22 protein-coding genes are annotated in these 12,045 nt (G+C 63.5%); all 22 read left to right on the top strand.

The window, feature by feature from the left end:
• The first annotated feature begins 99 nt into the window (after positions 1–99).
• Positions 100–408 carry a 30S ribosomal protein S10 gene (gene rpsJ, locus AC5RVD_RS10290; RefSeq protein WP_003803825.1) on the top strand — a complete coding sequence of 103 codons (309 nt, stop codon included), beginning with the start codon at positions 100–102 and terminating at the stop codon, positions 406–408.
• A 13-nt stretch (positions 409–421) separates the two neighbouring features.
• Positions 422–1,075: a 50S ribosomal protein L3 gene (rplC, locus tag AC5RVD_RS10285; RefSeq protein ID WP_493979219.1), complete on the top strand. Its 654-nt coding sequence runs from the start codon at positions 422–424 to the stop codon at positions 1,073–1,075.
• A gap of 4 nt (positions 1,076–1,079) precedes the next feature.
• Positions 1,080–1,697 (top strand): 50S ribosomal protein L4, encoded by a 618-nt coding sequence (gene rplD, locus AC5RVD_RS10280; RefSeq protein WP_493979218.1) that lies wholly within the window; start codon positions 1,080–1,082, stop codon positions 1,695–1,697.
• The gene (rplW, locus tag AC5RVD_RS10275; protein WP_493941555.1) at positions 1,694–1,999 is read left to right on the top strand and encodes a 50S ribosomal protein L23; all 306 of its coding nucleotides are present in this window, start codon (positions 1,694–1,696) and stop codon (positions 1,997–1,999) included. Before rplD ends, rplW begins: the two co-directional genes overlap by 4 nt.
• Positions 2,000–2,029: 30 nt before the next feature.
• Positions 2,030–2,869: a 50S ribosomal protein L2 gene (gene rplB, locus AC5RVD_RS10270; RefSeq protein ID WP_493979217.1), complete on the top strand. Its 840-nt coding sequence runs from the start codon at positions 2,030–2,032 to the stop codon at positions 2,867–2,869.
• A 12-nt stretch (positions 2,870–2,881) separates the two neighbouring features.
• Complete coding sequence (rpsS, locus tag AC5RVD_RS10265; protein ID WP_074701289.1) at positions 2,882–3,163, top strand: 30S ribosomal protein S19; 282 nt, start codon at positions 2,882–2,884, stop codon at positions 3,161–3,163.
• A gap of 38 nt (positions 3,164–3,201) precedes the next feature.
• Entirely contained in the window at positions 3,202–3,567 is a 366-nt protein-coding gene (gene rplV, locus AC5RVD_RS10260; protein WP_136784918.1) for a 50S ribosomal protein L22, read from the top strand.
• Complete coding sequence (gene rpsC / locus AC5RVD_RS10255; protein WP_494000477.1) at positions 3,568–4,401, top strand: 30S ribosomal protein S3; 834 nt, start codon at positions 3,568–3,570, stop codon at positions 4,399–4,401.
• Entirely contained in the window at positions 4,402–4,818 is a 417-nt protein-coding gene (gene rplP / locus AC5RVD_RS10250; RefSeq protein WP_493979215.1) for a 50S ribosomal protein L16, read from the top strand.
• Between the two features lie 2 nt (positions 4,819–4,820).
• On the top strand, positions 4,821–5,168 hold the full coding sequence (gene rpmC / locus AC5RVD_RS10245; RefSeq protein ID WP_493989350.1) for a 50S ribosomal protein L29: 348 nt from the start codon (positions 4,821–4,823) through the stop codon (positions 5,166–5,168).
• The gene (rpsQ, locus tag AC5RVD_RS10240; RefSeq protein ID WP_493989349.1) at positions 5,165–5,464 is read left to right on the top strand and encodes a 30S ribosomal protein S17; all 300 of its coding nucleotides are present in this window, start codon (positions 5,165–5,167) and stop codon (positions 5,462–5,464) included. Before rpmC ends, rpsQ begins: the two co-directional genes overlap by 4 nt.
• 382 nt (positions 5,465–5,846) lie before the next feature.
• Complete coding sequence (gene rplN / locus AC5RVD_RS10235) at positions 5,847–6,215, top strand: 50S ribosomal protein L14 (RefSeq protein ID WP_127511069.1); 369 nt, start codon at positions 5,847–5,849, stop codon at positions 6,213–6,215.
• A 3-nt stretch (positions 6,216–6,218) separates the two neighbouring features.
• A complete protein-coding gene (rplX, locus tag AC5RVD_RS10230) occupies positions 6,219–6,584 on the top strand; it encodes a 50S ribosomal protein L24 (protein WP_493979212.1) in 366 nt (121 codons plus the stop codon).
• Positions 6,584–7,153: a 50S ribosomal protein L5 gene (gene rplE, locus AC5RVD_RS10225; protein ID WP_494113037.1), complete on the top strand. Its 570-nt coding sequence runs from the start codon at positions 6,584–6,586 to the stop codon at positions 7,151–7,153. The genes rplX and rplE overlap by 1 nt, the downstream gene beginning before the upstream one ends.
• Positions 7,154–7,235: 82 nt before the next feature.
• A complete protein-coding gene (gene rpsH, locus AC5RVD_RS10220; RefSeq protein WP_136784914.1) occupies positions 7,236–7,634 on the top strand; it encodes a 30S ribosomal protein S8 in 399 nt (132 codons plus the stop codon).
• Between the two features lie 18 nt (positions 7,635–7,652).
• Positions 7,653–8,189 (top strand): 50S ribosomal protein L6, encoded by a 537-nt coding sequence (gene rplF / locus AC5RVD_RS10215; RefSeq protein WP_493979210.1) that lies wholly within the window; start codon positions 7,653–7,655, stop codon positions 8,187–8,189.
• A gap of 3 nt (positions 8,190–8,192) precedes the next feature.
• Positions 8,193–8,576, top strand: coding sequence for a 50S ribosomal protein L18 (gene rplR, locus AC5RVD_RS10210; protein WP_493941549.1), 384 nt, complete (start codon positions 8,193–8,195; stop codon positions 8,574–8,576).
• On the top strand, positions 8,573–9,289 hold the full coding sequence (gene rpsE, locus AC5RVD_RS10205; RefSeq protein ID WP_493989347.1) for a 30S ribosomal protein S5: 717 nt from the start codon (positions 8,573–8,575) through the stop codon (positions 9,287–9,289). Before rplR ends, rpsE begins: the two co-directional genes overlap by 4 nt.
• Positions 9,289–9,501, top strand: a complete 213-nt coding sequence (rpmD, locus tag AC5RVD_RS10200) for a 50S ribosomal protein L30 (RefSeq protein ID WP_127511076.1) — start codon at positions 9,289–9,291, stop codon at positions 9,499–9,501. Before rpsE ends, rpmD begins: the two co-directional genes overlap by 1 nt.
• Positions 9,502–9,503: 2 nt before the next feature.
• A complete protein-coding gene (gene rplO / locus AC5RVD_RS10195) occupies positions 9,504–9,959 on the top strand; it encodes a 50S ribosomal protein L15 (protein WP_494113038.1) in 456 nt (151 codons plus the stop codon).
• A gap of 197 nt (positions 9,960–10,156) precedes the next feature.
• The gene (secY, locus tag AC5RVD_RS10190) at positions 10,157–11,470 is read left to right on the top strand and encodes a preprotein translocase subunit SecY (protein WP_493989345.1); all 1,314 of its coding nucleotides are present in this window, start codon (positions 10,157–10,159) and stop codon (positions 11,468–11,470) included.
• Positions 11,467–12,042, top strand: coding sequence for an adenylate kinase (locus tag AC5RVD_RS10185; protein ID WP_494113039.1), 576 nt, complete (start codon positions 11,467–11,469; stop codon positions 12,040–12,042). The genes secY and AC5RVD_RS10185 overlap by 4 nt, the downstream gene beginning before the upstream one ends.
• The last annotated feature ends 3 nt before the right edge of the window (positions 12,043–12,045 follow it).

Below are 12,045 nucleotides of genomic sequence, written 5' to 3'. Positions count from 1 at the left end.
CAGTCTGCCGGAGGAGCGCCAGGCCAGGAGCGATCCAGCCATCGGGGCGCATCAGGAGAAAGTCAACAGAGCAGCACTGAGAAAGAGAGCGGAGACGCCATGGCGGGACAGAAAATCCGCATCCGTCTGAAGTCATATGACCATGAGGTCATTGATGTTTCAGCACGGAAGATCGTCGAGACGGTCACGCGTGCAGGCGCAACGGTAGTGGGCCCCGTGCCGCTGCCCACCGAGAAGAACGTGTACTGCGTTATCCGGTCGCCGCACAAGTACAAGGACAGCCGGGAGCACTTTGAAATGCGCACCCACAAGCGGCTGATCGACATTATCGATCCCACGCCCAAGGCCGTCGATTCGCTGATGCGGCTCGACCTGCCGGCGGACGTGAACATCGAAATCAAGCTGTAGGGGAGTGAGTAATTTGTCTACCACTACACGCCAAGTAAAGGGACTGCTGGGCACCAAGCTCGGCATGACCCAGGTCTGGGACGAGAACAACCGGCTCATCCCGGTCACCGTCGTCAAGGCCGACTCCAACGTCATCACCCAGCTGCGCTCTGCGGACGTCGACGGCTACACCGCCGTCCAGATCGGCTACGGCCAGATCGACCCGCGCAAGGTGACCAAGCCGCTGGCCGGCCACTTCGAGAAGGCCGGGGTTACCCCGCGCCGCCACGTGGTTGAGCTGCGCACCGCCGATGCCGGCTCCTACGAGCTGGGCCAGGAACTCTCCGTGGAGCTGTTCGAGACCGGCCAGAAGGTCGACGTCGTCGGAACCACCAAGGGCAAGGGCTTCGCCGGTGTCATGAAGCGTCACGGCTTCGCCGGTGTGGGTGCCTCGCACGGCGCGCACAAGAACCACCGCAAGCCCGGTTCCATCGGTGGCGCGTCCACTCCGGGCCGCGTTTTCAAGGGCATGCGCATGTCCGGCCGCATGGGTGCCGTCCGCCAGACCACGCTGAACCTGACCGTTCACGCTGTGGACACTGAGAACTCGCTGCTCTTGATCAAGGGTGCCGTTCCCGGTGCCCGCGGCTCGGTCGTTCTCGTCCGTTCCGCTGTGAAGGGAGCCTAGTTCAATGGCTAACACGATCAAGGTTGACCTGCCTGCAGAGATCTTCGACGTCCAGACCAACGTGCCGCTGCTGCACCAGGTCGTCGTCGCACAGCTCGCTGCTGCCCGGCAGGGAACCCACAAGACCAAGACCCGCGCCGAGGTTTCCGGTGCCGGCCGCAAGCCGTTCAAGCAGAAGGGCACCGGCCGCGCCCGCCAGGGTTCGATCCGCGCCCCGCACATGACCGGCGGCGGCGTCGTGCACGGCCCGACCCCGCGCGACTACAGCCAGCGCACCCCCAAGAAGATGAAGGCCGCTGCCCTGCGCGGCGCCCTCTCCGACCGGGCACGCAACGGCCGCATCCACGTCGTGGAGGCACTGGTTGCCGGCGACAAGCCGTCCACCAAGGCCGCTACCGATGCCCTGCGCGCCATCACCGATCGCAAGAACCTGCTCGTAGTCATCGAGCGCGCCAACGATGTGGCGGCCCTGAGCCTGCGCAACATCGAGGCTGTTCACACCATTTACGTGGATCAGCTGAACACCTACGACGTGCTGGTTTCCGACGACGTGGTCTTCACCCAGGCCGCCTACGAGGCGTTCATCGCAGCTAAAGCAACTGCCAAGGAGGACGCCAAGTGAGCGCGACCACCACAAAAGATCCCCGCGACGTGATCCTTGCTCCCGTCGTTTCGGAGAAGAGCTACGGCCTGATCGACGAAGGTAAGTACACCTTCCTGGTCGACCCCCGCTCGAACAAGACCGAGATCAAGCTGGCCGTGGAGAAGATTTTCTCCGTCAAGGTCGACTCGATCAACACCATCAACCGTGCCGGTAAGCGCAAGCGGACCAAGTTCGGATGGGGACAGCGCAAGGACACCAAGCGCGCAATTGTCACCCTGAAGGAAGGCACAATCGACATCTTCGGCGGTCCGCTTTCTTAAGCGGAGACCACTTTAACGAGGAATTGAACTATGGGAATCCGTAAATACAAGCCGACTACACCGGGCCGTCGCGGCTCGAGCGTGGCCGACTTCGCTGAAATCACGCGATCGACGCCGGAAAAGTCGTTGCTGCGCCCGCTGACCAAGTCAGGTGGACGTAACAACTCCGGCAAGATCACTACCCGTCACAAGGGCGGCGGACACAAGCGCCAGTACCGTCTGATCGACTTCCGTCGTCATGACAAGGACGGCGTGCCCGCCAAGGTCGCTCACATCGAGTACGACCCGAACCGCACCGCGCGGATCGCCCTGCTGCACTACGTTGATGGCACCAAGCGCTACATCCTGGCTCCGGCCAAGCTGAAGCAGGGAGACACGGTCGAGGCCGGCGCCAGCGCCGACATCAAGCCGGGCAACAACCTGCCGCTGCGCAACATCCCCGTCGGTACGGTCATCCACGCTGTGGAGCTGCGTCCGGGCGGCGGTGCCAAGATGGCCCGCTCCGCCGGTGCCTCCGTCCAGTTGGTGGCCAAGGAAGGCAAGTACGGCCAGCTCCGCCTGCCGTCCGGCGAAATCCGCAACGTCGATGTGCGCTGCCGCGCAACCATCGGCGAGGTGGGCAACGCCGAGCAGTCCAACATCAGCTGGGGCAAGGCCGGCCGCATGCGCTGGAAGGGCGTCCGCCCGACCGTCCGCGGTGTGGCCATGAACCCGATCGACCACCCGCACGGTGGTGGCGAGGGCAAGACCTCCGGTGGCCGCCACCCGGTCAACCCGAACGGCAAGCCCGAGGGCCGCACCCGCCGCCCGAACAAGGAAAGCGACCGCCTGATTGTGCGTCGCCGTCGTACTGGCAAGAACAAGCGATAGGAGCCTGGGAACATGCCACGCAGCCTGAAGAAAGGCCCCTTCGTCGATCAGCACCTCTTCGTGAAGGTAGCTGCAGAGAACGAAAAGGGCACCAAGAACGTCATCAAGACGTGGTCCCGCCGTTCGATGATCGTGCCCGACATGCTCGGACACACGATCGCCGTACACGACGGACGCAAGCACATTCCGGTGTTTGTCACTGAGTCGATGGTCGGGCACAAGCTCGGCGAATTCGCCCCGACGCGGACCTTCCGCGGCCATGTGAAGGACGACCGCAAGGGCAAGCGCCGCTAGGCGCTGCTCTTACGGCAGAAGACGAGAGAAGGAAAGCAATGGAAGCCAAGGCTATTGCGCGCCATATTCGCGTGACGCCTATGAAGGCCCGGCGCGTCGTCAACCTTGTTCGTGGCAAGCAGGCGAATGAGGCTCTGGCAATTCTGAAGTTTGCCCCGCAGGCAGCTTCGGAGCCGGTCAGCAAGGTACTCGCGTCGGCAGTCGCCAACGCCCGCGTTATCGCGGACCGTGACGGCGTCGCCTTTGACGAGAGCGACCTGTACATCAGCGAAGCATTCGTAGATGAAGGCCCCACCATGAAGCGGTTCCAGCCGCGCGCCCAGGGGCGTGCCTACCGCATCAAGAAACGGACCAGCCACATCACGCTTGTTGTCGCTACCCCGGAGAAAGAGGAGGACCAGTAAGTGGGACAGAAAGTAAACCCGCACGGATTCCGACTCGGTATCACCACCGACCATGTCTCCCACTGGTTCGCTGACAGCAACAAGGCCGGCCAGCGCTACAAGGACTTTGTCCGCGAGGACGTGAAGATCCGCCAGCTGATGTCCACGGGCATGGACCGCGCGGGCATCGCGAAGGTTGAGATCGAGCGTACCCGTGACCGCGTGCGTGTGGACATCCACACCGCCCGCCCCGGCATCGTTATCGGCCGCCGCGGCGCCGAAGCAGACCGCATCCGCGGCGAGCTGGAGAAGCTCACCGGCAAGCAGGTGCAGCTGAACATCCTCGAGGTCAAGAACCCGGAGATCGAAGCGCAGCTGGTTGCCCAGGGCATCGCCGAGCAGCTGACCTCCCGCGTGGCCTTCCGCCGCGCCATGAAGAAGGCCATGCAGTCCGCCACCCGCGCCGGCGCCAAGGGCATCCGTGTCCAGTGCTCCGGTCGCCTCGGCGGCGCCGAAATGAGCCGTTCGGAGTTCTACCGCGAAGGCCGTGTGCCCCTGCACACCCTGCGGGCGAACATCGACTACGGCTTCTTCGAGGCCAAGACCACGTTCGGCCGCATCGGCGTCAAGGTCTGGATCTACAAGGGCGACGTGACCGCGAAGGAACTGGCGGCCCAGCAGGCTGCTGCTCCGTCCTCGCGTGGTCGTGGCGACCGTCCGGGCCGCCCCGCCGGTGGCGAGCGCCGTCGTCGTAATGACCGTGCTGCCGCTCCCGCCGCAGGCGAGGGCGCAGCCAAGGCCGAGGCACCTGCCGCTGAGGCAGCAGCGCCGGCAGCAGAAGGAGGAGAAGCTTAAATGCTTATCCCACGTCGAGTTAAGTTCCGTAAGCAGCACCACCCGGGTCGTTCCGGCGCTGCTTCCGGCGGCACCGAGGTCAGCTTCGGCGAGTGGGGTATCCAGGCTCTGACGCCGGCATACGTCACCAACCGCCAGATCGAAGCGGCCCGTATTGCGATGACCCGCCACATCAAGCGTGGCGGCAAGGTCTGGATCAACATTTATCCGGACCGCCCGCTGACCAAGAAGCCGGCCGAAACCCGCATGGGTTCCGGTAAGGGTTCGCCGGAATGGTGGGTCGCAAACGTCAAGCCGGGACGGGTTCTGTTCGAACTGTCCGGTGTCAATGAAGAGGTAGCTCGCGAGGCCCTGCGCCTGGCGATCCACAAGCTGCCGTTGAAGGCACGCATTGTGCGTCGCGAAGGTGGTGAATAGAAATGGCAGTTGGTTCAAAGGAACTGGCAACCGATCAGCTCGAGACTTTCGATAAGGACCGTCTCGCAGAGGAGCTGCGCAAGGCCAAGGAGGAGCTGTTCAACCTCCGTTTCCAGTCCGCCACCGGTCAGCTGGAAAACCACGGCCGCCTGAAGGCAGTGAAGCGGGACATCGCGCGCATCTACACCGTGCTGCGTGAGCGCGAGCTGGGCATTCGTCCCGAGGTCGAGGCTTCTGCGGAAGCTCCGGTCGAGGAAAAGAAGGCCAAGAAGGCTAAGAAGTCCGAAAAGGCCGCCGAAGCCGAAACCGCCGAGACCGAAACCCCCGCTTCGGAGGATGAGGCCAAGTGAGCGAAAACACGAACAAGGATGCAACTGTGGAAGAAGCCACTCAGGCTCGCGGTTACCGTAAGACCGCCCGCGGCTACGTCGTCTCGGACAAGATGGAAAAGACCATCGTGGTCGAGGTTGAGGACCGCGTGAAGCACGCGCTGTACGGCAAGGTGATCCGCCGGACCGAGAAGCGCAAGGCCCACGACGAGCAGAACGCCGCCGGCATCGGCGACCTGGTTCTGATCGCCGAGACCCGTCCGCTGTCCGCCACCAAGCGGTGGCGCCTGGTCGAGATCATCGAAAAGGCCAAGTAGGACTTACGTCCTGCGTGCGGGGCCCGCCTGCCGAGCGGGCGGGCCCCGCACCCTTAAGTTTCCCTTCCGGCACGAACTGGATCCCGGTCCGCCGGAGCAGCCGGAAGGGTTTGGAAGGACTGTGGTTTCGGCCGCAGACCCTTTGAAAAGTACAAGCCCCTGGCCGTGATTTCACGTCCGGGGTGTCTTGGTCATAAACTAGTAATCTTGCCTGTGCCGTTTGGAAAGACCATCCATCCTTCCGCATGGACAGAATAGGCAAATTCCCGCAACCGCCTTCGGACCGCACACGCGTGTGGCCAGGGGGAGTTACGGTGCGGGCTACCCATATCCGTTCCGCAAGGCTCAGCAATGAGAACCGGCGCGACGACAGGAGTAATAAGTGATTCAGCAGGAGTCGCGACTGAAGGTCGCCGACAACACGGGTGCCAAGGAAATCTTGACCATCCGCGTTCTCGGTGGATCCGGCCGTCGCTACGCAGGCATTGGCGACACCATTGTTGCCACCGTCAAGGATGCAATTCCGGGCGGCAACGTCAAGAAGGGTGACATCGTCAAGGCTGTCATCGTTCGCACCAAGAAGGAACGCCGCCGTGCGGATGGTTCCTACATCAAGTTCGATGAGAACGCAGCCGTGATCCTCAAGAACGACGGCGACCCCCGCGGTACCCGTATCTTCGGCCCGGTCGGCCGTGAGCTTCGCGACAAGAAGTTCATGAAGATCATCTCGTTGGCTCCGGAGGTGCTGTAGTCCATGGCTAAGTACAAGATCAAGAAGGGTGACCTCGTTCAGGTCATCACCGGTGCCAAGGCTGAGCGCGGCGGCGACCGCGGCAAGCAGGGCAAGGTCCTGAAGGTGTTCACGGAGTCCAACCGTGTGCTGGTCGAAGGCGTCAACCGCGTCACCAAGCACACCAAGGCCGGGCAGTCGGAACGCGGCACGAAGACCGGTGGCATCGAGACCGTTGAGGCCCCGATCCACATCTCGAACGTGGCGATCGTCGATCCCGAGACCAAGAAGCCGACCCGCGTTGGCTACCGCACCGAAACCGTCGAGCGTGATGGCCGTGAGCGCACTGTGCGTATCCGCGTGTCCAAGGCCTCCGGGAAGGACCTCTAATGACTGAGACTGTCACCAAGATCGTCCCCCGTCTGAAGACTCGCTACGCCGGCGAGATCAAGCAGGCTCTGCGGGATGAGTTCAAGTACGAGAACGTGAACCAGGTTCCCCGCCTGGTCAAGGTCGTTGTCAACATGGGTGTCGGAGATGCCGCCAAGGACTCCAAGCTCATCGACGGCGCCGTGCGCGACCTGACCCAGATCACCGGTCAGAAGCCGCAGGTCACCAAGGCCCGCAAGTCCATCGCCCAGTTCAAGCTGCGCGAGGGCATGCCGATCGGCGCCCACGCGACGCTGCGCGGCGACCGCATGTGGGAATTCGTGGACCGCCTGGTCACCCTGGCCCTGCCCCGTATCCGCGACTTCCGCGGCCTCAACGGCAAGCAGTTTGACGGCAACGGCAACTACACCTTCGGTCTGACCGAACAGTCCATGTTCCACGAGATCGATCAGGACAGGATCGACCGCGTGCGCGGTATGGATATCACCGTAGTGACCACTGCAAAGACCGATGACGAGGGCCGCGCGCTGCTGAAGGCGCTGGGCTTCCCGTTCAAGACCGAAGATTAATTAGCTACGTGAAAGGTCCCGCCCCGGCGCCCAGCGCTGACCGGAGCGAGGAAACCGTTACGAGGAAGGGCAAGAGCCCACAATGACTATGACAGATCCTGTCGCAGACATGCTCACGCGTCTGCGCAACGCCAACTCGGCATACCACGACTCAGTGTCGATGCCGTACAGCAAGCTCAAGGCTCGCGTCGCCGACATCCTGAAGGCCGAAGGCTACATCGCCGGCTGGAAGGAAGAAGAGGCCGAGGTTGGCAAGAAGCTGACCCTGGAACTCAAGTTCGGTCCTAACCGCGAGCGTTCCATCGCCGGCATCCGCCGCATCTCCAAGCCCGGTCTGCGCGTTTACGCGAAGTCCACCAACCTGCCGCACGTACTCGGTGGCCTGGGCATCGCAATCCTGTCCACCTCTTCCGGACTGATGACTGATCGTCAGGCCGGCAAGAAGGGCGTGGGCGGCGAAGTCCTCGCTTACGTCTGGTAACGGAAAGGAAGAGATTAAATGTCACGTATTGGACGTCTCCCCATCACCGTTCCCGCAGGCGTTGAGGTCAAGGTCGACGGCAACGTCGTCTCCGTCAAGGGCGCCAAGGGCGAGCTGAGCCACACTCTGGCTTCGCCCATCACGGCTTCCCTGGAAGAGAACACCATCACCGTCTCCCGCCCGAACGACGAGCGCGAATCCCGGTCCCTGCACGGCCTGACCCGCACGCTGATCAACAACATGATCGTCGGCGTCACCGAAGGCTACAAGAAGGACCTCGAGATCGTCGGCACCGGTTACCGTGTGCAGGCCAAGGGCTCGGACCTCGAGTTCGCCCTGGGCTTCAGCCACCCGGTGATCGTCAACGCACCCGAGGGAATCACCTTCGCCGTGGAGGGCGCCACCAAGCTCTCCGTCTCCGGTATCAACAAGCAGCAGGTCGGCGAAGTTGCTGCCAACATCCGCAAGCTGCGCAAGCCCGACCCCTACAAGGGCAAGGGCGTTCGCTACGCCGGCGAGCAAATCCGCCGCAAGGTCGGAAAGGCTGGTAAGTAAACCATGGCGATCAGCATTAATAAGAAGCGGACCTCGAAGTCCAAGTCCGCAGCACGCGGCCGCCGCCACCTGCGCGTCCGCAAGCGCATCACCGGTACCGCGGTCCGTCCGCGCCTGGTGGTCAACCGCTCCGCACGCCACATCTTTGTCCAGGTTGTCGATGACAGCAAGGGCATCACCGTGGCTTCCGCTTCCACCATGGAAGCCGACCTGCGGGCCCTGGAGGGCGACAAGTCCGCCAAGGCAAAGCGCGTCGGTGAGCTCGTTGCCGAGCGTGCCAAGGCTGCCGGTGTTGAGGCCGTGGTCTTCGACCGCGGCGGCAACCGGTACCACGGCCGTATCGCAGCGGTTGCCGACGGCGCACGTGAAGGTGGGCTGGCACTGTGACCGCTGAGAACAACGAAAAGGAAACTCAGGTGACTGAAGCAACTGAGACCGCTGCCGCGGGATCCGCTGAAACCACCGCTGCTTCCGGCCAGGAGGACCGCCGCGGCGGCCGTCGTGGCGAACGCGGTGGCAGCGACCGTGGTGGCAACGACCGTGGCGGCCGCGGCCGTGGCCGCGACAACGCACGCGATGCCGAGAAGGACAAGTTCCTCGAGCGCGTCGTCACCATCAACCGCGTGTCCAAGGTCGTCAAGGGCGGCCGCCGCTTTAGCTTCACGGCTCTGGTAGTTGTCGGCGACGGCAACGGCATGGTCGGCGTGGGCTACGGCAAGGCCAAGGAAGTTCCGGCAGCGATCGCCAAGGGCGTGGAAGAGGCCAAGAAGTCCTTCTTCCGCGTGCCGATCATCGCCGGAACCGTCCCGCACCAGGTGCAGGGCGAAGCCGCTGCAGGCGTTGTCATGCTGCGTCCGGCTGCTGCCGGTACCGGTGTGATCGCCGGTGGTCCGGTCCGCGCCGTACTCGAGTGCGCCGGTATCCACGACGTGCTCTCCAAGTCGCTTGGCTCCGCCAACGCGATCAACATTGTGCACGCTACGGTCGATGCGCTGCGTCGCCTGGAGGAGCCCCGCTCCGTGGCCGCCCGCCGTGGCCTGCCCCTGGACGAGGTTGCTCCGGCTATCCTGCTGCGCAACATGCAGAAGGCAGGTGCGTAATGACCACACCCAAGAATCTGACTCCGTCGGATGCGCAGTTGGAAATCACGCAGATCAAGTCCGTCATTGGCGGCAAGCAGAACCAGCGCGACACGCTGCGTTCACTGGGCCTGAAGCGCATCGGACACACCGTTGTCCGCAGCGCCGATGCAGTGACCGTCGGCATGGTCAACACTGTTTCTCACCTGGTGAAGGTTGAGGAGGCGAAGTAAAGATGGCAGAAGAGAACAAAACTCTGAAGGTCCACCACCTGCGTCCTGCCCCCGGTGCCAAGACCGCCAAGACCCGTGTCGGTCGTGGTGAAGGCTCCAAGGGCAAGACCGCCGGTCGCGGTACCAAGGGCACGAAGGCCCGCTACCAGGTTAAGGCTGGCTTTGCCGGCGGCCAGCTGCCGCTGCACATGCGCCTGCCGAAGCTGCGCGGCTTCAAGAACCCGTTCAAGGTGGAGTTCCAGGTTGTAAACCTGGACAAGCTCAGCGAGCTGTTCCCCGAGGGCGGCGACGTGACCGTGGAGGCCCTGGTGGCCAAGGGCGCGGTTCGCAAGAACCAGCCCGTGAAGGTCCTGGGCACCGGCGACATCACCGTCAAGGTCGATGTGAAGGTTGACGCCTTCTCCGCCAGTGCCGCTGAAAAGATCGCCGCCGCCGGCGGCACCGTGACGGCGCTCTAGCAGCCCGTGACAGGTGGCGTCTTTTAGCAGCCTCTGACTGAACTCGTGGTGGCCGGTTTACGCCGGCCGCCACGAGTTCAGCCGCTTTAAAGGCACACCCCGTATTCTTAACCCGTTTAATGCGAACGGGCCGAGCCGATAGACTCGGATCTTGTGACTTGCCGCGCAGCGGCATCAGAAACTTCTTGGGAGGACGCTTGCTTAGCGCAATTGGCCGGGCATTCCGGACGCCGGACCTGCGGCGCAAGTTGCTGTTCACGCTCGGCATTATGACGGTCTACCGCATGGGCGTCTTCATCCCCGCCCCCGGTGTGGACTACGGCAACGTGCAGCAGTGCCTGGCGCTGGGCAACACCAGCGGCGGGCTGTACCAGTTCGTCAACCTCTTCAGCGGCGGTGCGCTGCTGCAGGTGTCCATCTTCGCCCTCGGCATCATGCCGTACATCACCGCCAGCATCATCGTGCAGCTGCTGCGCGTCGTCATCCCCCGGTTCCAGGAGCTGCACCAGGAAGGCCCGCAGGGCCAGTCCAAGCTCACGCAGTACACCCGCTACCTGACCATCGCGCTGGGCCTGCTCAACGCCACGACACTGGTGTCGCTGGCGCGGACCGGCGCCCTCCTGGGGGACTGTCCCGTTCCGATCATCCCCGAGGACAACCTGGTCACGGTCTCGCTGATCATCCTGACCCTGACCGCAGGCACCGGCCTGATCATGTGGATGGGCGAGCTGATCACCGAGAAGGGCGTCGGCAACGGCATGTCCCTGCTGATCTTCATCTCCATCGCCGCCGGCTTCCCGAGCTCGCTGGGCGAGATCTGGAACACCCAGGGCGTGAACGTCTTCCTGGGCGTGCTGATCGTCGGCCTGCTGACCGTCGCCGCGGTGGTCTTCGTGGAACAGTCGCAGCGCCGCATCCCGGTGCAGTACGCCAAGCGCATGGTGGGACGCCGCACCGTCGGCGGCACCAGCACCTACATCCCGATCAAGGTGAACATGGCCGGTGTCATCCCGGTGATCTTCGCGTCGTCGATGCTGTACCTGCCGTCGCTGATCGCCCAGTTCAACACCCCGGCCGACGGCACCACCGCGCCGCCGGAGTGGGTCAACTGGATCAACACGTACTTGGTCAGCGGGGACTCGCCGTTCTACATGGCGGTCTACTTCGCCCTGATCGTCTTCTTCACCTACTTCTACGTGGCCATCACTTTCAACCCTGAGGAAGTGGCCGAGAACATGAAGAAGTACGGCGGCTTCATCCCGGGCATCCGGGCCGGCCGCCCGACGGCGGAGTACCTGCAGTACGTGCTGGCCAGGATCACGCTGCCCGGCGCGCTCTATCTGGGCATCGTCTCGCTCATCCCGCTGATCGCCCTGGTGCTGATCAACGCCAACCAAAACTTCCCGTTTGGCGGCGTCTCCATCCTCATCATGGTCGGTGTGGGCCTGGAGACCGTCAAACAAATCAACGCACAACTACAGCAACGGCACTACGAAGGACTTCTGCGATGACCCAAATGCTCATTATTGGCCCGCCCGGATCGGGCAAAGGCACCCAGGCCTCCCGCATTTCCGACCGGCTGGGCATTGTCGCGATCTCCACCGGAGACATCTTCCGCGCCAACGTGAAGGAAGAGACTCCGCTTGGCATCGAGGCCAAGAAGTACATCGACAAGGGCGAGTTCGTGCCGGACAGCGTCACCAACAGCATGGTGCGCGACCGGTTGAAGCAGCCCGACGCAGCCGACGGCTTCCTGCTGGACGGCTACCCCCGCACCAGCGGGCAGGTCGACGAGCTGGACAGCATCCTGGCCGAGGCCGGTTCGAAGCTGGACATCGTGCTGCAGCTGACCGCCGACGACGAGGAGCTGGTCAAGCGCCTGCTGGGCCGCGCCGCTCAGGAAGGCCGCAGCGATGACAACGAAACGGTGATCCGGCGCCGGCTGTCCCTGTACCACGAGCAGACGGAGGCCGTCGTGAGCCGTTACGCGGACCGCGGGATCGTCGCGACCGTTGACGGCATCGGCGACATCGACGAGGTCACCGAGCGCATCGTATCCGCGCTCAAGTCCGTCACGGCCTGACAC

The organism is Arthrobacter sp. THG-b23, from assembly GCF_059091265.1.
This window is presented reverse-complemented; position numbering and strand designations above follow the sequence as displayed.

Excerpts from the sequence above, each read along its gene's own strand:
- rplE (WP_494113037.1), top strand. The coding sequence starts at position 6,584 with ATGACTGAGACTGTCACCAAGATCGTCCCCCGTCTGAAGACTCGCTAC.
- rplX (WP_493979212.1), top strand. The coding sequence starts at position 6,219 with ATGGCTAAGTACAAGATCAAGAAGGGTGACCTCGTTCAGGTCATCACC.
- rpsJ (WP_003803825.1), top strand. The coding sequence starts at position 100 with ATGGCGGGACAGAAAATCCGCATCCGTCTGAAGTCATATGACCATGAG.
- rpsS (WP_074701289.1), top strand. The coding sequence starts at position 2,882 with ATGCCACGCAGCCTGAAGAAAGGCCCCTTCGTCGATCAGCACCTCTTC.
- rpmC (WP_493989350.1), top strand. The coding sequence starts at position 4,821 with ATGGCAGTTGGTTCAAAGGAACTGGCAACCGATCAGCTCGAGACTTTC.
- rpsH (WP_136784914.1), top strand. The coding sequence starts at position 7,236 with ATGACTATGACAGATCCTGTCGCAGACATGCTCACGCGTCTGCGCAAC.
- rplB (WP_493979217.1), top strand. The coding sequence starts at position 2,030 with ATGGGAATCCGTAAATACAAGCCGACTACACCGGGCCGTCGCGGCTCG.
- rplD (WP_493979218.1), top strand. The coding sequence starts at position 1,080 with ATGGCTAACACGATCAAGGTTGACCTGCCTGCAGAGATCTTCGACGTC.
- rplV (WP_136784918.1), top strand. The coding sequence starts at position 3,202 with ATGGAAGCCAAGGCTATTGCGCGCCATATTCGCGTGACGCCTATGAAG.
- rplF (WP_493979210.1), top strand. The coding sequence starts at position 7,653 with ATGTCACGTATTGGACGTCTCCCCATCACCGTTCCCGCAGGCGTTGAG.
- rplO (WP_494113038.1), top strand. The coding sequence starts at position 9,504 with ATGGCAGAAGAGAACAAAACTCTGAAGGTCCACCACCTGCGTCCTGCC.
- rpmD (WP_127511076.1), top strand. The coding sequence starts at position 9,289 with ATGACCACACCCAAGAATCTGACTCCGTCGGATGCGCAGTTGGAAATC.
- rplR (WP_493941549.1), top strand. The coding sequence starts at position 8,193 with ATGGCGATCAGCATTAATAAGAAGCGGACCTCGAAGTCCAAGTCCGCA.
- rplP (WP_493979215.1), top strand. The coding sequence starts at position 4,402 with ATGCTTATCCCACGTCGAGTTAAGTTCCGTAAGCAGCACCACCCGGGT.
- AC5RVD_RS10185 (WP_494113039.1), top strand. The coding sequence starts at position 11,467 with ATGACCCAAATGCTCATTATTGGCCCGCCCGGATCGGGCAAAGGCACC.